14 protein-coding genes are annotated in these 21,669 nt (G+C 73.1%); 7 read left to right on the forward strand and 7 right to left on the reverse strand.

The genetic code is table 11. The features are described 5' to 3' along the window. Positions 1–80 precede the first annotated feature (80 nt). Positions 81–1,667: a septation protein SepH gene (gene sepH / locus BGP79_RS16425; protein ID WP_076695166.1), complete on the forward strand. Its 1,587-nt coding sequence runs from the start codon at positions 81–83 to the stop codon at positions 1,665–1,667. Between the two features lie 90 nt (positions 1,668–1,757). Here sepH and BGP79_RS10350 read toward each other — a convergent pair whose 3' ends face one another. The 4 genes from BGP79_RS10350 to BGP79_RS10365 all read right to left on the reverse strand — a co-directional run bounded on the left by BGP79_RS10350 (position 1,758) and on the right by BGP79_RS10365 (position 7,200). Further along, positions 1,758–2,399 carry a thymidine kinase gene (locus BGP79_RS10350; RefSeq protein ID WP_076695168.1) on the reverse strand — a complete coding sequence of 214 codons (642 nt, stop codon included), beginning with the start codon at positions 2,397–2,399 and terminating at the stop codon, positions 1,758–1,760. Next, entirely contained in the window at positions 2,392–3,621 is a 1,230-nt protein-coding gene (locus BGP79_RS10355) for an alkaline phosphatase family protein (protein WP_083701820.1), read from the reverse strand. Before BGP79_RS10355 ends, BGP79_RS10350 begins: the two co-directional genes overlap by 8 nt. After that, positions 3,614–4,288, reverse strand: coding sequence for a DUF5998 family protein (locus tag BGP79_RS10360; protein WP_076695170.1), 675 nt, complete (start codon positions 4,286–4,288; stop codon positions 3,614–3,616). The genes BGP79_RS10355 and BGP79_RS10360 overlap by 8 nt, the downstream gene beginning before the upstream one ends. Before the next feature lie 86 nt (positions 4,289–4,374). Further along, positions 4,375–7,200, reverse strand: coding sequence for a GNAT family N-acetyltransferase (locus tag BGP79_RS10365; protein WP_076695172.1), 2,826 nt, complete (start codon positions 7,198–7,200; stop codon positions 4,375–4,377). A 217-nt stretch (positions 7,201–7,417) separates the two neighbouring features. Here BGP79_RS10365 and BGP79_RS10370 point away from each other — a divergent pair, with 217 nt between their 5' ends. Further along, positions 7,418–10,093 carry a DNA topoisomerase IV subunit A gene (locus tag BGP79_RS10370; protein WP_083701786.1) on the forward strand — a complete coding sequence of 892 codons (2,676 nt, stop codon included), beginning with the start codon at positions 7,418–7,420 and terminating at the stop codon, positions 10,091–10,093. 79 nt (positions 10,094–10,172) lie between these two features. Here BGP79_RS10370 and BGP79_RS10375 read toward each other — a convergent pair whose 3' ends face one another. Further along, on the reverse strand, positions 10,173–10,730 hold the full coding sequence (locus BGP79_RS10375) for a GNAT family N-acetyltransferase (protein WP_076695174.1): 558 nt from the start codon (positions 10,728–10,730) through the stop codon (positions 10,173–10,175). Between the two features lie 138 nt (positions 10,731–10,868). Here BGP79_RS10375 and BGP79_RS10380 point away from each other — a divergent pair, with 138 nt between their 5' ends. From BGP79_RS10380 to BGP79_RS10400, 5 genes are all read left to right on the forward strand, one after another. Then, positions 10,869–11,213 carry a helix-turn-helix transcriptional regulator gene (locus BGP79_RS10380; protein WP_076695176.1) on the forward strand — a complete coding sequence of 115 codons (345 nt, stop codon included), beginning with the start codon at positions 10,869–10,871 and terminating at the stop codon, positions 11,211–11,213. Continuing rightward, positions 11,210–11,872: a dihydrofolate reductase family protein gene (locus BGP79_RS10385; protein WP_076695177.1), complete on the forward strand. Its 663-nt coding sequence runs from the start codon at positions 11,210–11,212 to the stop codon at positions 11,870–11,872. The genes BGP79_RS10380 and BGP79_RS10385 overlap by 4 nt, the downstream gene beginning before the upstream one ends. Then, positions 11,869–12,330 carry an SRPBCC domain-containing protein gene (locus tag BGP79_RS10390; protein ID WP_076695179.1) on the forward strand — a complete coding sequence of 154 codons (462 nt, stop codon included), beginning with the start codon at positions 11,869–11,871 and terminating at the stop codon, positions 12,328–12,330. Before BGP79_RS10385 ends, BGP79_RS10390 begins: the two co-directional genes overlap by 4 nt. Before the next feature lie 403 nt (positions 12,331–12,733). Further along, a complete protein-coding gene (locus tag BGP79_RS10395; RefSeq protein WP_076695182.1) occupies positions 12,734–13,903 on the forward strand; it encodes an RtcB family protein in 1,170 nt (389 codons plus the stop codon). 600 nt (positions 13,904–14,503) lie between these two features. Next, entirely contained in the window at positions 14,504–16,039 is a 1,536-nt protein-coding gene (locus BGP79_RS10400) for an HNH endonuclease signature motif containing protein (protein WP_076695184.1), read from the forward strand. A gap of 127 nt (positions 16,040–16,166) precedes the next feature. On the opposite strand, the gene BGP79_RS16620 is transcribed toward BGP79_RS10400, so the two are convergent. Continuing rightward, complete coding sequence (locus BGP79_RS16620; protein WP_076695186.1) at positions 16,167–20,624, reverse strand: ATP-binding cassette domain-containing protein; 4,458 nt, start codon at positions 20,622–20,624, stop codon at positions 16,167–16,169. Then, complete coding sequence (gene cydB, locus BGP79_RS10410) at positions 20,611–21,654, reverse strand: cytochrome d ubiquinol oxidase subunit II (RefSeq protein ID WP_076695188.1); 1,044 nt, start codon at positions 21,652–21,654, stop codon at positions 20,611–20,613. The genes BGP79_RS16620 and cydB overlap by 14 nt, the downstream gene beginning before the upstream one ends. Positions 21,655–21,669 lie beyond the last annotated feature (15 nt).

A 21,669-nucleotide genomic window follows, 5' to 3' on the forward strand; every position in this document is an offset into this window, starting at 1 on the left:
GTGCCATTGTTCTAGTGCCATTGTCATTGGCGGGCGCGCGTGCGGGCGCCGTCCCAATCTCATGCCGTGGAGGGCGATCGATGCAGGAACTCCGGTTGATGGGCGTTCACGAGGACGGCGATCACCTGCTGTTCGGTGACGACGCCGGCGCCATGTACAAGGTGCGGATCGACGAGACCCTGCGTGTGGCCACCCAGCGGGTGCCGCGGCGTCAGGCCCGCCAGACCCCCGCCGTCAAGGTCCCCCTCTCCCCCCGCGAGATCCAGGCGCGGATCCGTGCCGGCGCGAGCGCCGAGCAGATCGCCGTCGAGAGCGGCTACGACCTGGACCACATCCGTCGGTACGAGGCCCCGGTGCGCGCAGAGCGCGACTGGCTGGCCGGCCAGGCCCGGCAGGTGGAGGTCGCCTCCCCGAGCCACCACGACGAGTACCGCGCCGCCTTCGGCGATCAGCCGGCGACGCTGGACGCCATGGTCGCCGTGCGCCTGCGCGCCATGTCCGTCGACCCGGCCACCGTGCAGTGGGACGCCTGGCGTCGCACGGACGGATCCTGGGACGTCGTCGCCCGATTCGATCTGCCCGAGGAGTCGGCGATCGACCTCGGCGAGCAGCCGCCCGCCCAGTGGGTGTTCGACCCGTCCCGCAAGCACCTGGCCAACGCGAACCGCTGGGCGCAGGTGCTCAGCGAGCTCGAGCCGCTCAGTGGGCCCATCCCGCCGCGCCGGCTGACCGCCGTGACCGACGCCGTCTTCGACGTCGAGTCCGAGCCCGAGGTCGAGGACGAGTCCGCCGACCTGCTGGACGTGCTGCGCTCCCGCCGCGGCCAGCGCCTCGGCAGCGACGAGGAGGCCGACGACGCGCTGGCCCTGCTGCTCAGCCGGGGGCCGGTGCCGGCGGCTCACCCGCGCCCGGGCCAGGACGCCTCCGGGTCGGCCGACGACGACCAGACCCGGCTGCCGATCGACGAGGACGGCCAGCAGGTGCCGGACCCGCGCGGCGGCGACACCGCCGAGACCGCGGAGGGCGACACCTCCATCGCGACCCCGTCGCGCGAGGGGCACCGCTGGGGTTCGGGTCTGCTGCGTGGACGCAACCGGCGCGGCGACACCCCCGAGGACGTCTCGGTCGACGACCTGCTCGGCTTCGACCGGGGCTCGGTTCCCGGCAACGAGGCCGGTGCCGACGCTACGGGCGGCGACGCCGAGCCGCACAGCGAGAACGCGTCCGGTGCCGGTCCGTCCGGTGACGCCGACTCCTCCGGATCCGACGGCGAGCCTGCCGACGTCATGACCGACGACGGGACCACGGAGTCCGAGGGCGTCGAGGCCGTCGCCGGTGAGGCGGGCGATCAGACCCGCACCCCGTCCGGTGGGGAGCAGACCGGTACCGGCGCCCGACCCGCGCTGGGCCGCCCGTCCTCGGGCCGAGCCAGCCAGGATCGGTCGGGCCAGGATCGGTCGGGCCAGGATCGACCCGGCCAGCAGAACCGGCCGGCCGGTTCCCCGTCCGCTGCCGCCCGGGGGACGAGTGCCGGCACCCCTGCCGAGGAGTCCGACGAGGCGGCGAAGAAGGGTCGCCCGCAGGACGGCGACCAGGGCAAGGGCAAGGCCCGCCGGTCGAGCGTGCCCAGCTGGGACGAGATCGTCTTCGGCAAGCGCGGCGACTGACCACCGGGGCACACGCGCCACGTCGACCGACGGCCCGCTGACGGATCCTTCCGTCGGCGGGCCGTCGTCGTTCTCGGGCGGTTCCGGAGGTCAGGCGTGTCGCGCGGTGATCCGCTGCCGGTGGTGCCGGCGGCACAGCGTCTCGTAGGCGACGGCGCCGCCGGCCTGGGCCGACGACGACGCCGGCTCCATCTCCGTCTCCGATGCGACGTTGCCGATCGCCACCTGCTCGCCCTCGACCACCATGACGCCGTCCACGGTCCGGGCGTTGTGGGTGGCCCGCCGACCGCACCAGCACAGCGGCTCGACCGGCAGCCTGCGGATCCGGTCGGCCAGCTCCACCAGGCGCGCCGAGCCCGGGAAGAGTCGGGTCCGGAAGTCCGTCGTGATGCCGAACGCGAAGACGTCCACGTCGCGTTCGTCCACGAGCCGGGCGAGCTGGTCGATCTGCTCCGGCCGGTAGAACTGCACCTCGTCGCAGATCACGTAGTCGACGGTGCGTTCGTCGGGCCCGTCCCCGGTCACCTCGCGCCAGAAGTCGGTCGCGTCGGTCACCTCGACCGCCGGCGCGGACAGCCCGAGCCGGCTGGAGATCGTCGCGGGCCCGCCCCGGTCCTGCCGCGTGAACAGGATGCCGGTGCGGCCACGGGAGCGGTGCGTCCAGTCCGTCTGGAGGGCGAGGGTGGACTTGCCGCAGTCCATGGTGCCGGTGAAGAAGACCAGCTCAGCCACGGCGGGGGTCCGCGCCCTTCCGCTTCTTCCCCTGCGGTCCCGGCGCGACGACGGTGATCAGCGGGACCTTCCGCTCGGCGGCCGTCCACGAGCCGTGCTGGCCCACCATCCGCATCGGGCCCTCCCCCACGCGGGCCCGGTCGTAGAACGCGACGGGCTCGCGAGCCGCCACCAGGACATCGCCGATGCGCCCCCGCACGGCCGGGTCGACCGGGCCCAGGTGCCCGGCCTCGATCAGATCCTCCCGGTCCAGCACCCACGCCACCCGGCCGAACCGCTCGCGCCAGCGGGCGATCACCGCGGCACGGTCGGCGCTGGGGTCGAGGTGGAGCTGCAGCAGGCGGGGCTCCCCCGCGGTGTGCCGGACGCCGGCCATCAGGTCCGGTTCGGCGGAGACGTCGATGCGGTGGGCCTCGTCCACGTCGATCATCCCGTGGTCGGCGGTGATCATCAGCAGCGTGCCCCGCGGCAGCCGGGCCAGCAGCCGCCCGACGGCGCCGTCGACCTCCTCGAGGGCGTGCTCCCAGGCCGGCGCGTCGACGCCGTACCGGTGCCCGGCCTTGTCCAGGTCGTTGGCGTAGAGGTAGAGCAGGTGCGGACCGGCGGGAGCGAGCGCCTCCGTGGCAACGGTGGTGGCGGCCTGCAGGGTGCTCGCCGGCAGGAATCGTGCTCCGCGCAGAGCCGCCCGCGTCATGCCCGAACGCTCGAATCGCGACTGGCTGACGGTGGAGACCGGGACGTGGGCGGCGGCGCGCTCGAACACGGTCGGGTGCGGCTGCCACCGTTCGGGGTCGATGGCGGCGTCCCAGCCGCCGAGCATGTTGACGACGACGTCGCGGTCCGGGTCGAGGACGTCGTACCCCACCAGGCCGTGCCGGCCGGGCGCCAGGCCGGTGCCCAGCGCGGCGAGGGAGGCCGCGGTGGTCGACGGGAACGCGGCATCGATCACCCGGGTCGTGGCCCCGTGATCCCCCGCCAGCAGGGACCGCAGCACCGGCGCGTGTCCGGATCGCCGCGTCAGCTGCTCGTGGCCCATCCCGTCGACCATGAAGACGCACACCCGGCTCGCGGCCGGCAGACCCAGGGTGTCGGTGAAACCGGGCACACCGACGGTCGCCGCCGCACTGGTGAAGACGGCGGAGACGGCACGGCGGTCGTAGTCCGGCGGCCCGGCGAGTCCGTCCAGACCGCGCTCGGACCCGGAGGTGGGACGCTCAGGCACCCGGACGGGGCTGGTGGGGCCGGCCGAGCCGGGCGGAGATCGTGCCGCCACGGGCGGGCGCGGGGTGCGGGTGCGTGTCCGGGACGGTGCTGGCCGAGCGGATCGCGCGGGCGAACCGCCGGGCCTGCTCGACGGCGTCCGGGCCGTCCGCGTCGGCGCTGATCCGCAGCACGAGGTCCTCCAGCGCCGAGGTCCCCGTGTACCCGTGGTCGGCGTCGCACTGCGGGTCGGTGCAGCCGGCCGGGACGAGGTCCAGCCGCTGGGCGCCGCTCCAGGAGATCGCGAGCGTCACCTCCCGCGGCTGGTCCCCGGGCTTGTAGTCCTGCGGGCGGGCCCACGCGGCCGAGAGCACCACGGAGCTGACCGCGGCCAGCGGGACCGACTCGGTGGAGACGTGCGCGAGCGGTTCGGGGCCGTCCTCGTCCAGGTGCTGGTCGTCGGCCTGGGCGACGACGAGCATGTCCTCCGTCAACACCAGCACGGTGATGTGGCGGTGCACCTCGGTGCGCTCGACGTGGGTCTCCAGGTGCACCAGCTCGCCGGACGGCTCCCGCCCGTCGAGGGCGTCGATGATGACGTCCGCCACGAGGGCCGGGTAGAAACCGGCATGGTCGAGGGTCTTCTTCAACTTCTTGGCGGCGGCCGCCGAGCCGATGGACTGTGGCATGGACCCAGTCTCTCAGAACCGCTCACGGCCGTGTGCCGGCGCGGGCGACCTGGGGATCACGGCCGGCTCGCCGACGACGGCGCCGTTCAGCTCCGCAGGGCGCGGCGCGCGCTGTCGGTGCGCTGCTCGGGGTTGCCGATCCGCACGAGCGCGCTCAGCACGGTCGGTCCGGAGGCGGAGGCGAGCACGGGGTTGAACTCGATCACGCCGACCTCGGGGTGCTCGTCCTTGAGCACCGCGAAGCGGGCCACGAGGTCCTCGAGCGCGGCGAGGTCGACGGCGGGCTGGCCCTCGTGGCCGATCAGCTTGCGGGCCGCCCGCGGCGCACGGATCAGATCGGCGACGTCGGTGGTGGTCAGCGGGGGCGACCGGTGCCCCCAGTCGTCGAGCAGGTTGACCGCGTCGCCGGCGAGCCCGAAGGAGACGACGGGGCCGAGCAGCGGATCCTCGAGACCTCGCAGCACGCAGCCCTGACCGGTGGGGGCCATGGCCTGGATCTCCATCCCGCTGGCGCCGTGGGCGGTCAGCACCGCCGTCATCTGGGCGATCTCGGAGCGCAGGGCGGCGGCGTCCGGGATGTTCAGCTGGACGGAGCCGAGATCGAGCCGGTGCCGGAGGTGTTCGTCGGTCGTCTTGAGCACCACGGGCCAGCCGATGGCGTCGGCGGCGGCGACTGCCTCGTCCGCCGTGGTGAAGGAGACCGAGGGCAGGACGGCGATGCCGTAGCAGTCGAGCAGCGCCGCGGTCCGGGCGGCGTCGAGGGTGAACAGCTCGGCCCCGCGCGTGGCGGCGCCGGCGTCCTGCAGCCAGCCCGCGATGAGCGCGGCGGCGTCCTTGCGCCGCAGGCCGGGCGGGTCGACGAGGTCCGCTTCCTCCCGGTCCAGCCAGGTGCGGTAGCCGACGGCGGCCGCAATGGCCCGGATGGCGGCGCCGGGGCCGATGAAGCAGGGCAGCCCGGCCTGGCGGGCCCGCTCGTCCTGCCCCGCGGTGCGGGCGGGGTCCGCGGGATCGGCGAGCTCGGCCGGATCGGCGAGCGCCGCGGCATCCGCCTCGCCCTCGACGTCGTCCGGCTCGCTCACATCCTCCCCGGCGGGGACGGCGACTCCCTCGGTCCACCCGCCGTCGTCCGCGCCGGTGAAGACCGCGACCACGGGTTTGCCGGCCGCGGCCCCGGCATCGAGCAGGATCCGGGCGCACGTCTGCACCGGGACGTCGCCGAGCGGGAGCAGGCTGACGAGCAGCAGGTGGACCGCCTCGTCCGCGAGCACCGCCCGGACCGCCTCGGCGAAGGACGCCGGGTCTCCACCGAGCTGCACGTCGGCCTGCATCCGGGCCAGGTGCAGCCCCGCTTCCCGGGCCGCGTCGGCGACCACCTCCCCGAGGGCGAGCGAGTTGGCGACCACCCCGAGCGATCCGCCCGCGGGCAGCGGCTGGCTGACCAGCAGCTGCGCCACCTCCATCAGCTTCTCGCTGGTCCGGACGCGGATGACGCCGGACTGGCGCATCATCGCGTCCAGCGCCCCGACCGGGGCCTGGCTCGTGCGTGCGGCGTGGCCGGGGGGCAGCTGCAGGCCCATCGCGTCGGACTTCGCGACGATCACGGGCTTGCTGCGAGCGAGCCGGCGGGCGATGCGGGAGAACTTGCGGGCGTTGCCGATCGACTCCAGGTAGAGGCCGACGACGGCGGTCGCGGCGTCGTCCTCCCAGAACTGCATCACGTCGTTGCCGGAGACGTCCGCCCGGTTGCCGGCCGAGACCACGTGGGAGACGCCGAGGCAGCGGCGCCGGGCCGCCGCGTCCATCAGCACGCCGAGCGCGGCGGACTGGGTGAAGACGCCGAGCACGCCCCGGTCGACGGGGGCGAGGCCGGACGCGTTGAGCCGGACGGCGGGATCGGTGTTGACGATGCCGAGCGAGGCCGGGCCGATCACCCGCATCCCGTGAGCACGGGCGACCCGGACGAGCTCGTGCTGGCGATCCTGGCCGTGCTCCGCGTCGTCGGCGTACCCGCCCGTGGCGACCAGCAGCCCGCGCACCCCGGCGGCCGCGCAGGCGTGCACGGTGGGCATCACCTCGTCGTAGGCGACCGCGATGACCGCCAGGTCCACCGGGGCCGGCACGTCGGCGAGGCTCGCCACGGTCGTGTCGACCTCGGTGGTGTCGGCCTGTTCGGTGTCGACGTCGGCTCCCCCGCCGGTGACCGTGTACACCGTGCCGGTGAAGCCGCCGTCGCGGATGTGGGCGAGCAGGCCCCCCGCCCGGCGCCGGTCCGCGTCCGAGCCGATCACGGCGATCGTGTGCGGGGAGAGCAGCGCGGCCACCGACTGGGCCTCCGCGCGGTGCTCGCGGGCCTCCATCACGGCACGGGAGCGGTCCGTGGGGTCGATGTCGAAGCTGACCTCGACCACACCGGAGTCGAAGTGGCGCTGCACCTCGTAGCCCGCGTCGGCGAAGACGGTGAGCATCTTCCGGTTCTCGGGCAGCACCTCGGCGACGAAGGTGCGGATGCCCTTCTCCCGGGCGGCGGCGGCCAGGTGCTCGAGCAGGATCGACCCGATGCCGCGACCCTGGTGGTGGTCGGAGATGTTGAACGCGACCTCGGCGTCGTCGGAGCCCTCCAGCCGGTCGTACCGGCCGACCCCGATGATCTCCTCGCCGATGGTGATGATGAACGCCACCCGGTTGACGTGGTCCACCTCGGTGAAGCGCACCAGCTCCCGGTCCGAGAGCTGGGACTTGTAGGTGAAGAACCGCAGGTAGATGGAGGCCTGGGACTGAGCCATGTGCATGGCCTGCAGGGCGGGGGCGTCCTCGGGCAGGATCGGCCGCAAGTGCGCCGTGCCGCCGTCGCGCAGCACGACGTCGGCCTCCCAGTGCTGGGGATATCCGCGGGTCGGGGCGCCGTTCGCCATAGACTCACAGTACGGTGAACGCCGTTGCGCTGTCTTTTCCCCGCGCTGTCACTCCGCCGTCACGGCCCCTTTCCGCGGGCCGACGCGGACGGCATCGCGCGCCGGACCGGCCGACACGTCACCGCCCGCACGACCGCACCACGACACATGCACCGACGGTCCCGCGCGCCGCCGGACACGGCGGTCGCCGGGGTCGCGGCAGGAGGATCACCGACCCATGGCACGCCGCAAGCCGACGTCGAACGACGGTCCGCACTCCGACGGTGGAGGCGCCTTCGTCGAGAACATCCAGGTCGAAGAAAGAATCGTTGACGTCGACGTCTCCTCCGAGATGGAGACCTCGTTCCTCGAGTACGCCTACTCGGTGATCTACTCCCGCGCGCTGCCGGACGCCCGGGACGGCCTCAAGCCGGTGCAGCGTCGCATCCTCTACATGATGAGCCAGATGGGTCTGCGGCCGGACCGCGGGCACGTCAAGAGCGCCCGCGTGGTCGGCGAGGTGATGGGCAAGCTGCACCCGCACGGGGACGCGGCGATCTACGACGCCATGGTCCGGATGGCCCAGGCCTTCACCCTGCGGTTGCCGCTGATCGACGGGCACGGCAACTTCGGCTCCCTCGACGACGGGCCCGCGGCCGCCCGGTACACCGAGGCGCGGATGGCCTCGGCGGCCCAGCCGATGACGGCGGACCTGGACGAGGACGTCGTCGAGTTCGTGCCCAACTACGACAACCAGCTGATGCAGCCGGAGGTGCTGCCCGCGGCCATCCCGAACCTGCTGGTCAACGGGTCCTCCGGCATCGCGGTGGGCATGGCGACGAACATGGCGCCGCACAACCTCGGCGAGGTGATCGAGGCGGCGCGGCACCTCATCGCGAACCCCGAGGCCGGGATCGACGAGCTGATGCGCTTCGTGCCGGGCCCGGACCTGCCGGCCGGTGGCCGGATCGTCGGGCTGGACGGGGTGCGGGACGCGTACCGGACGGGCCGCGGCTCGTTCAAGACGCGCGCCACCGTCACGATCGAGCAGGTCAGCGCCCGGAAGACCGGCATCGTCGTCACCGAGCTGCCCTACCTGGTCGGCCCGGAGAAGGTGATCGAGAAGGTCAAGGACGCCGTGCAGGCGAAGAAGCTGCAGGGCATCTCCGACATCGTCGACCTGACCGACCGCAAGAAGGGGCTGCGACTGGTCATCGAGATCAAGAACGGGTTCAACCCGCAGGCCGTCCTCGCCCAGCTGTACAAGCTGACGCCGATGGAGGACTCGTTCGGCATCAACAACGTCGCCCTCGTCGACGGCCAGCCGCGCACGCTGGGCCTCGTCGAACTGCTGCAGGTCTTCGTCGGCCACCGGCTGCAGGTGGTGCGACGGCGGACGGCGTACCGGCTGGCGAAGCGTCAGGACCGGCTGCACCTGGTCGAGGGCCTGCTGATCGCGCTGGTGGACATCGACGAGGTCATCGAGATCATCCGCTCCTCGGACGAGGTGGCCGACGCCCGGGCCCGGCTGATGGCCGTGTTCGACCTGTCCGAGGCGCAGGCCAGCTACATCCTCGAGCTGCGACTGCGCCAACTGACGAAGTTCTCCCGCATCGAGCTGGAGAAGGAGCAGGACGAGCTGCGGGCCGAGATCGCCGAGCTCGAGGCGATCCTCGGCTCCGACGCACGGCTGCGCGCCGTGGTCTCGGACGAGCTGGCCGAGGTCGCGGCGACCTACGGCACTCCGCGCCGCACCGTCCTGCTGGAGGCCGACGCCGCCCCGGCGCTGCCCGCCGCCGTGTCGGCCGGACCGGCCGGTCTCTCGGGAAAGGGCGCCCCGGCGTCGCTGCAGATCGCTGACGACCCGTGCTGGGTGCTGCTCTCGACGTCGGGCCAGGTGGCCCGGACCTCGGACGCCGCGGCCCTGCCGGTCCAGGCGCCCCGGCAGCGGCACGACGCGTGGCGGACGGTGCTGCGCACCACCGCGCGGGCCGAGATCGGCGCGGTCACCAACACCGGCCGGATGCTGCGGGTGCAGGTCGTGGACCTGCCGCAGCTGCCGCCCACCGCCGGCACCCCCAACCTGGCCGGCGGCGTGCCGGTCAAGGAGTTCCTCACGCTCGAGCGCGGCGAGTCGCTGATCGGCTTTGCCCCGCTGGGAGCGGTGATCGCGCTCGGCACCGCCGGCGGCGTGGTGAAGCGCGTCAGCCCCGACTACCCGCTGAACCGGGACGACTGGGAGATCATCACCCTCAAGCCGGGCGACCGTGTGCTCGCGGTGGCCCCGGCCACCGACACCGACGACCTCGTGCTCGTCACCCGGCGCGCGCAGCTGCTCCGCTTCTCGGCCGGGCTCGTGCGGGCCCAGGGGCGAACCGCCGGGGGAATGGCGGGCATCAAGCTGGGCGCCGGGGACGCGGTGATCGCGTTCAGCGTGGTCACGGCCGAGGACCCGGACGCCGTCGTCGTGACCCTGACGGCGGCTTCGTCATCCGACGTGGGGGCCTCCGTGAAGGTGACGCCGCTGGGCGAGTACCCGGCCAAGGGCCGCGGCACCGCGGGCGTGCGGGCCCACCGGTTCCTCAAGGGCGAGGAAGAGCTGGCGCTGGCGTGGGCCGGTCACGGCCCGGCGCGGGCAGCGGCGGCCAACGGCGCCTCCCGGGCGCTGCCGACCGAGCACGGCCGGCGGGACGGCTCCGGGGTGCCGGCGGGTCAGGCGATCGACGCGATCGGCCCGGCGCCGGTCCCGGTGGTCGAGGCAGCGGCGCACGACGCGGAGGCGGCGGCTCCCGCGAAGACCGCCTCCGACACGGGGACCGCCTCCGACGCGGGGGCTGCTTCCGACGCGGGGACCGTGGACGTGGACGCGGACACCCGTGTCAGCACGGACGAGGACACCGAGACGCTCTGGTGAATTGAGCCGAGCACCGACCGGTTCCGGAGGTCGCCCGCCGGCGTGATCAGCGCTCCCGCGTTGATGCCCTTCCGACCTGCTACGCCCCGGTTCGACGTGCGGCCCACTCGTCGCGCAGGAGGGCGAAGACCTCCTTGTCGTATCGCCGGCCCTCGAACACCCAGCTGCTCCGCAGGACTCCCTCCGAACGCATGCCCAACCGCCGAGCGGTCGCGATGCTGCGGTCGTTGTCCGTTCGGCACCTCCACTCCACCCGCGCCATCCCCCGCTCCTCGAACGCCCACTGCATGAGCATGTCGACGGAACGGGACATGAGTCCTCGGCCGACGGCTCCCGGTTCGAGCCAGCCGCCGATCTCGCAGATCCCCCAGACCGGGTCGAAGGCGACGAACATCACGCCGCCGACGATGGCGCCGCCGTCCCACAGCCCGTAGATCCGCGCGCCGTCCTCCGCGGTCGCCGTGGCATAGCGCCGGAGCGTCGATCTGGCATCGTCGACGGTATCCGTGACGAATCGCGGGCCAACCCAGGGACGGATGTGCTCCCGCGCCCGGTCAAGGTGATCGGCGAACTCCTGCGCGTGCCAGACCTCCAGGGGCGTGATCGTGACCCCGTCACCGACTGCTTTCTCGAACATGGCTCGCTCCTCGACGTGCGTGAACTCTCATCCTGGGACCGCGCACGCCCGGCCTCGGCGGCGCCGCTCCGTGCGGGAAGCGCTGCCGACGCCCGAGGGCGATTGACGATCCTCCGTCCCACCATGATACTTAGTCCCATGCCTAAGTATCGGGCGGAGCTCGACGTCGTCCTCCGCGCCCTCGCGGACCCGACGCGCCGAGCCGTCGTGGAACGGTTGGCGAAGTCTCCGGCCGTCGTCTCCGACCTCGCGGCACCGTTCTCGATGGCACTGCCCTCCCTCATGCAGCACCTGAGAGTGCTCGAGGAAGCCGGGCTGGTCACGTCCGAGAAGCACGGACGCGTCCGGACGGTGACGCTGCGGCCAGGAGGTCTCGACGTCCTGCACCTGTGGCTCTCCGAGCAACGCACCCCCGCGGAACACCAGGCCGATCGACTCGGCATGCACCTCACGCGAAGCACCACGAAAGGACACTCCCGATGACCCGCGTTCGCATGGACCTGTTCGTCTCGCTGGACGGCTGCACCTCGACGACCGGGCAGTCTCCGGACAACCCGATGGGTGACGACTGGGGTCGCCTGACGGCGTCCCACCTCGCCACGCGCACCTTCCGGGAACGCGTGTTCGGCGACACGAGCGGCGCCGGCACCACCGGCATCGACGATGCCCACGTCGCGGCGTCCTTCGAGAACATCGGCGCCGAGATCATGGGAGCGGCCATGTTCGGCCTGCACTCCTATCCCGACGACCCGGACTGGAAGGGCTGGTGGGGCGATCGACCCCCGTTCGGCACCCCGGTGTACGTCCTCACCAGCACCGCTCCCCGCCCGCCGATATCGATGGACGGCGGGACCACGTTCCACTTCCGCAGCGGTGCCATCGAGGAGGTGCTCGCCGAAGCGGTCGGCGCAGCCGACGGCAAGGACGTGCGCATCGGCGGCGGAATCGGTACCGCGCGCGAGTTCATCAGCGCCGGGCTGGTCGACGAGCTGCACCTCACCATGACTCCGATCGTCCTCGGCCGGGGCACCCGGCTGTGGGACGACCTGCCCGGACTCGACCTCACGCACAGGACGACGGCGGAGGTCGCCGAGAGCGGAACCATCCACGTCACCTTCGCACGGCAGGAGGAACGCCCGTGACGACCGAACGGCGGATCGCCCGCTCCGGGTTCAGCCTGACCCGCGACTACCCCACACCCGTCGACCGCGTCTGGGACGCTTTCGCGGACGAGAACCAGAAGCGGAGCTGGTGGGGCGCGGGCGACGCCGCGGAACCGGGCGCCTGGGCGTTCGACTTCCGCGTCGGAGGGCACGACGTCGACGAGGGACGCTTCCACGACGGCCCCGTCTCTCGATACGAAGCCACCTACACCGACATCGTGCAGCACTGCCGGATCGTCACCACCTACGACATGTGGATCGACGGGACCCACATGTCGACGTCCTTGGCGACCCTGGAATTCGAACCCATCGCCGACGGCACCCGCTTCACGCATACCGAACACGGGGTCTTCTTCGACCGGTTCTGGGACGACGGTCCGGGGCGAGAGGCGGGTACCCGTGGCCTGCTCGACGCTCTCGCCACCTACCTCGCTTGAGTGCTGTACCAGGACACGGAGCAGTGGCGTGGGCCGCCCGTGACGGGCGACCTCGATCGTTGGCCGGCCCCTCTTGCGCGCCACCCGACGTACCGCTACGTTGAGGAGGCTGTGCCGCCGGCACGGTGATCAGGCTGGTCGGAAGGACGACGCGATGACCCCGCAACGGGAACGTCGCCAGAACGCGGTGCTGGGGCTCTACGCCTCGCTCCGCTTCGAGTCGTGCCCTCCGGCGCCGGTCGTGCAGTAGCTTCACCTCTTCTCACGCCCCGCACCGCACAGGTCCGGGGCGTTCTCTCTGCCGGCAGCCTTCCTTCGGAAACGAGCCGGTCGGCACGTCAGCGGACCTGACGACCCGCCCACTGACCGCGCACCCGTCGTGCGCTCCACCGAAGGAATCTCCATGGAAAGGCTGTCGAAACACCTCGTCTCGTGGGCGAGCCTGCTCGACGAGAAGACGCTGGATCAGGCCCGCATATCGTCGACCATGCCGTTCATCCACCCGCACCTGGCGCTGATGCCCGATGCCCACCTCGGGCTCGGTGCCACTGTCGGCTCCGTCATCCCCACGCTGGGCGCGATCATGCCCGCGGCGGTCGGCGTCGACATCGGCTGCGGCATGATCGCCGTGCGCACACAGTTCACGCGCGGCGACCTCGCCGGTCGCGACCTGTCCGTGCTGCGGCAGCAGATCGAGCGGGCCGTTCCCCTGTCGGCCGGTCACGACAATCGGAAGGTCGTCGCCACCGCCGAGCCCAGGGTCGCCGAACTCGAGGAGGCGGCACGGCAGGCCGAGTTCGACCCGGCGACGTACACGGGTCACTGGCGGCTCCAGCTGGGGTCGCTCGGCAGCGGCAACCACTTCATCGAGGTGTCGGTCGACGAGTCGGACGCCGTGTGGATGTTCCTGCACTCGGGGTCACGCGGCGTCGGCAACAAGATCGCCCAGCACCACATCGCCGTCGCCCAGCGGCTCGCGACGCAGTGGTGGATCGATCTGCCCAACCGGGACCTCGCCTACCTGGTCGAGGGGACGCCCGAGTTCACTGAGTACATCCGTCAGCTGCGGTGGGCACAGCGGTTCGCTCTGCTCAACCGCGAGGAGATGATGGACCGCGTCGCCCGTCAGCTGAGCGAGTTCCTGGGCGCGCCGGTGCAGGAGCAGGAGCGGATCAACTGCCACCACAACTTCACCGAGTCCGAGAAGCACTTCGGCAAGCGCGTGTGGGTGTCCCGGAAGGGCGCCATCATGGCCGACGCGGGCCGTCCCGGGCTGATCCCCGGGTCGATGGGCACCGCGTCCTATGTCGTGGAGGGCAAGGGCAATCCGGTGTCGCTGAACTCCTCGCCCCACGGGGCGGGCCGTGAGTACTCTCGGTCGGCGGCGCGGAAGACCTTCACGCACGAGCAGCTGCGGGAGGCGATGGCCGGGATCGAGTACCGGGACACCGACGCCTTCATCGACGAGATCCCCCAGGCCTACAAGCCGATCGACCGGGTCATGGCGGACGCCGCGGACCTGGTGACCGTGCGGCACACATTGAGGCAGGTGGTGAACGTCAAGGGCGACTGACGCCCGGCAGCGGGTCCCCCGGGGCTCTCCCGGGGGACCCGCTGTGCGTTGTGGCGCGCGCTGCGAGGGCCCGCTCCCTCGCACTCGACGGGGCGGCGCGAAGACCCGCTGCGCCTCGTGGGTCGAGATGAAACCCCCGGTCTGGCAGGCCAGCGCGTGGTCTTCTCCCGACGATGTCGATGCGAGCTCAGCAACGGAGCCACGGTCCCCTTGCGCCCCGCGCCAGTGCAGACCAGGACGCCGGACGCATCCCCGCAGTTCCGTCGCGCGCAACGGTGCGAGCTCGAGTGCGAGGGTGCCGCTCCCTCGCACTCGACGGGGCGGCGCCGACATATCCACAGGCCGTCGGCAACCACGAGTTCTGTGGGTGGTGGGTGGTGTAGTGAGGTCATGGAAGGGCCTCGTGATCTGGCGCAGGGCGAGCTGATGCCTCGCTCGGCTGGCGGCGTGCTGACCTCCTCCCGGACGCCAAATCTGGCGTCACCCCTTGGCCCGGCACCCGCACGCCCAGGCCCGCTCCCGGCGACGGACATCCTCGCTCGGCTGACTGCCGCGGATTCCTTCGTCAGCGCTGCGTCCGGAGTCGCCACACTCGAGGACGTGCGGCGGCTGGAGTCCTGGCTTGCCTGGGCGAAGCACCGTGCGGTGCGGGCGACGATGGCGCTGGCCCAGGCTGAGCACGAGCGCTGGGTCGAGGCCCACCCCGAGCCGGACGGCGGCCGCGGTCTTCCGCGCGCGGAACGCCTCGCCGTCGGGCAGCGCAGCGCGGTGGCGGAGATCGCGGGTGCCCTGCAGATCGGGGAGAAGGCGGTGTATGCGCTGGTGCGCCGGGCCGATCTCCTGGCCGATCACCTGTCGGCCACGGACGCCGCACTGGGTGCGGCCCTGCTTACCGGCGCGACCGCAACGATCATCGCCGACGAGGTCCAGCAGTATGCCGACGGCCTCGCCTCGGCCACGGACGGGCAGGAAGCCGCGGTCTTCCGTCACGCGATGGAAGACACCGAGTCCTCTCTGCTCGACGTCGGTCTGGCCGGATGCCGACCCGACCAGCTGAAGGCTCGGGCACGGCGTCTGCGGGAGCGGTGTCATCCGATCAGCTTCTCCGCGCGGCACGCAGCCGCCCTCGCCGACCGGCACGTGCGCATCACGCCGGACGGCGACGGCATGGCCGTCCTCACCGCGGTGCTGCCCGCGGCCGTCGCCTTCCGTATCGACGGGCGGCTCGGCGAATTCGCCCGGGCCCTGCAGGCAGCCGAGACCATCACCGACCCCGGCCTCACTGCCGACCCGACTGTCGACTCGTTCGGTATACGCCGGCCGGCGGCGCCGTCACGCACCCTCACGCAGCTGCGCGCCGACGTCCTGGCCGACCTGCTCACCGGCGCTGCCGATCTGGCCGACTGCGCCGGCGACGGCACTCCCGACAGCACCGGCACAGGTCGACCGGGCCGGTTCGATGCCGGTCGACCGGGCCGGTTCGGAAGCGGCACGGTGGGGACGGCCGGCACCGTCATCGGTCGATCGGGCGGAGCCCCTACCGACGCGGGTGCGATGAACCGGGTTCGCACCGGCACGTCGACCGGCACGGCGAACGGCGCGACGACCGAGGCTCCGGCGCCCCGGGTACTGCTCACCATCCCGGCGTCCACCCTGCTGGGCGGCCACGAGCCGGGTGTGCTGGGCGAGTTCGGTCCCATCACCGCCGCCGAGGCCCGTGAGCTGGCTGCCACGGCCGCCTCGCTCATGCTGGGCTTGACCGTCGACGATCCTGGGGGCGCCGTTCTGCGCACCGACAGCCGGATCGTGCCGGTGATCGTCACCGACGGCCGGCAGTACCGGATACCCGACCGGCTGCGTCGCTCGCTGGCCGTGCGCGACGGGATCTGCCGATTCCCCGGGTGCCGACGGACGGCAACCAGCTGCGACGTCGACCACCTGGTCGCCTGGGCCGACGGTGGGTCGAGCGAGCCCGGCAACCTGACCCACCTGTGCCGGAAGCACCATGTGCTCAAACACCACTCCGGGTGGTCGGTGGCGTCCGCACCACCGGAAGCCGGGACGCCGGGCAGCCTGATCTGGCGCTCTCCGACCGGACGTCACTACCCCGCCGAACCCGAGGGACCGCCCTTCTGACGGACACCGACCCAGCTCGTGGCGCTCGACTCGGCTCAACTCGCTGCGGCCGCGACGCGCGCCGGGCCAGGCCGCCTCGGCTCAACTCGCTGCGGCCGCGACGCGCGCCGGGCCAGGCCGCCTCGATTCAACTCGCGGCGGCTGGGACCCCTGCCGGGTCGGGAAGGTCGATCACGGCATCGCCAGGCAGGATCTGCGTCGGGTCGTGCGTGACCAGGACGACCATCCGGTTGCGCAGGCCCCGGCGCAGGTCCGCCATCAGCGCCTCGGCGGTCGCGGTGTCCAGGTGGGCGGTCGGCTCGTCGAGCAGCACCAGCTCGCCCTCGGCGAGCAGGGTGCGGGCGATCGCCACCCGCATCCGTTGACCACCCGAGAGCGCACTGCCCGAGGCTCCGATGCGGGTATCGAGCCCGTCCGGCAGGTCGGCGAGCAGCTCTCCCAGCCCGACGGCGGACAGCGCCCGCCGCACCTGGTCCTCGGTGGGGGCGTCCTCGCGGGCTCGCGCCAGCAGCAGATTGGCGCGCAGGCTCGAGTCGAACAGGTGGGCATCCTGCGGGCACCACGCTATCCGGGTCAGGCGATGCCGGCCGGCGGTGCCGGCGGCAGCGCTCTCCACTGGGTCCCCGTCCAGCAGGTATCGTCCCTCGGCGGCCGGGAGGAAACCGAGCAGTCCGGACAGCAGGGTGCTCTTGCCCGACCCGGACGGCCCCGTGATGACGAGCCACCCACCGCCGCCTGGCACCGGCAGCTGCCCGCTCACGGGCCCGACGGCGAATGGCCGTGCCGCCGAGACGTCGGCAACCGACGGCCCGATGGCCGACGACAGGCCGGCTGCACCGGCTGCATCAGCGACAGTCGGACCAGCGCCCGACGACAGGCCTGCGCCCGGCCCCGGGCCGGCTGCACCGGCTGCACCAGTGACAGTCGGACCAGCGCCCGACGACAGGCCTGCGCCCGGCCCCGGGCCGGCTGCGGCCGACGACAAGCCGGCGCTCGAGCCCGCGCTGGGAGCGCCCGACGACAGGCCTGCGCCCATTGCCGCGTCGGCGTCCGGCCACGCGAACACCGCATCGGCAAGCTCGGCCCCGGCGAGTGGACCGGCATGCACGGCGCCGGCCTCCCGCTCGTCCTCCAGCACCGTGCGCGGGGTCGCCGGTTCGGGGCCGGTCAGGTCGGCGAACCGGTCGACGGCCGCTCGCAGGGCGGGCAGCTGCTGCACCGCGGTCACGGTGTCGATGAAGGGGTCCACGAGGGCCAGTTGGGTCAGGACGATCACGGCGATCGCCTCGGGGTCGAGTGTTCCGGCGAGCACCGGGGCCGCGCTGACCGCCGTCATCGTCACCGCCGAGAGCAGCATGGCCAGCACGATCACGGCTCCCCCGGCGCCCTGCGCCCCGGTGGCCCGGCGCGCGGCGTCCGTGGCACGCCGGTCGTCCGCGCCGAGCCGGGCGAGCAGCGGCGCGGCCATGCCGTTGGCCCGCAGGTCCGGCGCGGCGAGGATCAGCGTGGCGGTTCGCCGCAGGACGCCGCCACGGATTCGCTGCTCGGCGACGACCGCTCGACGGTCGGCCAGCAGAGCGACGACAGGGGCGACGAGCAGGACGACGGCAAGTGCGGCGATCTGCACGCCGAGCAGCGCGGGGGCCAGCATGCCGGTGGCGATCAGCACGGCGACGGAGGTGGCCACCGCCACGACCGGCGGCAGCATCACCCGGGGGGCGAGGTCGCGGAGCTGGTCGACGTCGCCGATCAGCCGGGAGACGGCCACCTCGCCGCGGGCGAGGACGCGCAAGGAGCCCGCGCGTCGGCCGAGAGCCCGCCATACTGTGGTGCGCAGATCCGTCAGGGAGGCGAAGATCGCGTCGTGCAGCCACAGCCGCTCCAGGTACCGCAGCACCGACCGGCCGATCCCGAAGAATCGCACCCCCACCATCGCTGCGAGCAGGTAGAGGATGGGCGGCTGCGTGCTGGCCCGCACGATCAACCAGCCCGACAGCGCGGTCAGCGACACGGCGAACAGCGTCGAGAGGGTGCCGACGAGGACGGCGCCGAGGAAGCGGGGGCGCAGCGGGTTCAGGGCCAGTCGCAGCGCCCGCCAGGTAGCCGATCGCGGACGGCGGCCGCGGTGGTCGGCCGTACCGGGGAGGTCGGGCTGCCCAGCGGCGACGCCGTCGGCGCCGTCGGCGCCGTCGGCGACGTCGGTGAGTTCCGTGAGTCGGTCGTCCGTCACGGTTCCGGACCGGATCGGCACGGCGGCGCTGCCCTCCGGCAGGGCGGGGGTGACGACGTCGACCGGCAGGGACGCGACCGATGCGTCGGTGAGCGCACGGGTTTCGTCGTGTCCTGCCGTCAGGAAGCCGGCCGTCGACGAGCCGGCCATGAGGGATCCGTCGGCAGGTCTGGCTGGCGAGTCGGCGGCTGCTCCGGCTGCCGAGCCAACGGCTGCTCCAACGTCCGACCCGGCGTCGGCGTCCGACGCGGCGTCGGCGTCCGACGCGGCGTCGGCGTCCGACGCGGCGTCGGTGAACAGTGCGGGGTCGGCAGACGGTGCGGGCAACGTGATCACGGTGTCGGCGAGCGCCAGGGTCGCGCGACTGTGCGCGACGAGCAGCACGGTGGCACGGCCGCACAACGAGTCGATGACGTCGCCCATCAGCCGCGCGGTGGCGGTGTCCAGGTGGGCCGTCGGTTCGTCGAGCAGCACGACGGTCGCACCGCACTCGACGCGCGCCAGTACGCGGGCGAGACCGAGGCGGCGCAGCTGGCCGGGACTGAGCCGGCCCGGTTCGGCGTCCGCCTGATCCGCCAGGCCGACCTGCGCCAGCAGCCGCCGGGTCAGAGCGTCGACGTCGGTCTCGCGGTCGACTCCGAGGACGACGGCCAGGTCGTCGTCGGCAGTGTCGTCACCCGGCCGGTCGGGACCACCGGGCCGCGTCGTGGAGGTCACGGGGGACGCAGGCGCGGTGGTCGCAGCGGCCGCAGGCGCGGCTGTCTCGGTCGCGGCAGCGGCGGTGGCGGCAGTGGCGGTGGTCCCGGTTCCGGTGTCGCGAGGGTCGGTCCGGCCGGCGTGGACCCCGGCCGCCCAGGCCCGCACCTCGGCCCTCACGGTCGGTTCCGTCGTGACGGGGTGCTGGGACAGCCAGGCGACCCGGTCGGGATCGATGCCGCGCACCCGACCGGTCACCGACGCGACCGCCGGGTGGTCCCCGAGGGTGCCGGCCAGGACGCCGAGCACCGACGACTTGCCGCAGCCGCTGGGGCCGGCCAGGGCCGTGATCGCCCCCGCCGGAGCCGTCAGGCTCACGTCGATGACCGCCGGCCGCGTCCGGCCCCGGTAGGTGACGCCCAGGTCCTCGATCACGACGTCGGCGAGCGAGGCGCCGGGCCGCGTGTGCGTCGCGTCCGTCGTGCCCGTCGCGTCGGTGGCGTCCATGGCGTCCGGCGCGTCCGTCGTGCCCGGCGCGTCCGCCGTGGCCCCCGCGTCCGTCGTGACAGCAGGCTCGGCGAGCCGGCGCATCGGTGGCGCGTCGATCAGCTCCTCGGCGCGGGTTCGGGCGGCCAGGCCGTCGTCGCTGGCGTGGTAGGCCGCACCGAGCTGCCGTAGCGGCAGGTAGCACTCGGGGGCGAGCACGAGGGCCAGCAGGCCGAGCTGCAGGTCCAGCTGCCCCGCGATCAGGCGGACCCCGATGAACACCGCGACGAGCGCCACGGAGATGGTGGCGATCAACTCGAGCGCCAGCGAGGAGAGGAAGGCGACCTTGAGGGTCTGCATCGTCCGGGACCGGTAGTCGTCGGAGAGCCGCCGGAGGGCGCGGAGCTGGGCGCCGGCCCGCCCGAGCCCGACCAGGACGGGAAGGCCACGGGCGAGTTCGACCAGGTGGTCCGAGAGGCGGGACAGGGAGCCGGCCGCGGCGTCGACGGCGTCGCGTGTCTCGAGCCCGATCAGGATCATGAACACCGGCACCAGCGGCACGGTGAGCACGACGATGAGGGCGCTCACCCAGTCCGCGGCGAGGATCTGCAGCCCGACCAGCAGCGGCACGACCGCGCAGCCGACCAGCGCGGGCAGGTACTGCGTGTAGTAGCTGTCCAGGTCGTCCAGGCCCCGGGTCGCGAGCACCGCCACCGAACCCGCGCCACCACCGGGCAGGTCCCGGCCGGCGCCGTCGACGGCACGGCGGGTCAGCCGGGCCCGCAGCCGCTCCTTCTCCCCCAGCGCGGCCCGGCGGGCGGCGACCTGGCCGCCCCAGTGCGCGGCGGCCTGCAGTATGGCACCGAGGACGCCGATCGCCAGGGTACCGCCCGCGGGTGCGCGGCCCGCGGCCAGGCCGGCGACGGCCGTCGCGATCGCCTGCGCGACGGCGACGAGACCGGCCGCCTTGAGCGCCGCGGTCAGGCCCAGCAGGTAGAGCGTCCGTGGTGCGACCCCCGCCCAGGGCGGGGTCGCGCCACGTCGGGCAGCATCACGACGAGCAGCACCCCGACGGCTCAGGCCCCGACGCGGTAACCGAGCGGACGCGTCCGCGTCGGCGCTCTTCCCCGTGCCCTTCTCCGTGCCGGCGGTCGCGGGCTCAGCGGCCGGCACGGTCGGCCGCGGCGACGGGCTCGAAGTCGTGGGCGTCGGGGATGTGGTCGCCGGTCACGCGCTTGCGGAACACCCAGTACGTCCACCCCTGGTAGGCCAGCACGAGGGGCACCCCGAAGGCGGCGACCACCGTCATGACGCCGAGCGTGTACGCCGACGACGAGGCGTTCGCGACGGTCAGGTCCCAGGCGGAGTTCAGCGACGACGGCAGGACCACGGGGTACGCGGCGGAGAAGATCGCGGCCATCCCGCCGAGCAGGAACACCGCGAGCCCGGCGAAGGCCCGGCCCTCCCGATCGCGGCGTGCCTGCACCCACGCGATGACGGCTCCGGCCACGGCGACGATGATCGGCAGCCACGTCAGCAGGGTCCCGCTGCGCACCTGCACCACGAGCACCCACGCGGTGATCGGCAGCAGCCCCACCGGCAGCACCCGCACCAGCAGGCGCCGCGCCCGGTGGCGCACCGGGCCGTCCGTCTTCAGGGCGATGAACGCGAGGGCGTGCACGAGGCAGAAGCCGACGCTCGCCACCGCCCCGAGCACCGCGTACCCGTTCAGCCAGGCGAACGGGCCCCCCACCCGGTCCCCGTCGGCGTTCAACGGGAGCCCCGTCGTCGTCAGCGCGAGCATGGCACCCACGCCGGCCGCGGCGATCAGCGAGCCTCCGGCGAGGGCCCAGTCCCAGCCGGTGCGCCACCGCAGCGAGGTCCGCTTGCCGCGGTACTCGATGGCGACGGCCCGGAAGATCAGGCCGAGCAGCACGACGACGAGCGGGACGTACAGGGCCGAGAACAGGGAGGCGTACCAGAACGGGAAGGCGGCGAACGTGGCGCCGGCGGCAGTGATGAGCCACACCTCGTTGCCGTCCCAGACAGGCCCGATGGTGTTCAGCAGCACCCGGCGCTCCCGCTCGTCGCGCGCGAACAGCTTCATCAGCAGGCCGACGCCCAGGTCGAAGCCCTCGAGGAACAGATAGCCGGTCCACAGGACGGCGATGAGCACGAACCAGACGGTGGGCAGGACGTCCATCAGAACTCTCCCGGA

It is taken from the genome of Tersicoccus sp. Bi-70, from assembly GCF_001968825.1.
In the GTDB taxonomy this organism is placed as follows: domain Bacteria; phylum Actinomycetota; class Actinomycetes; order Actinomycetales; family Micrococcaceae; genus Tersicoccus.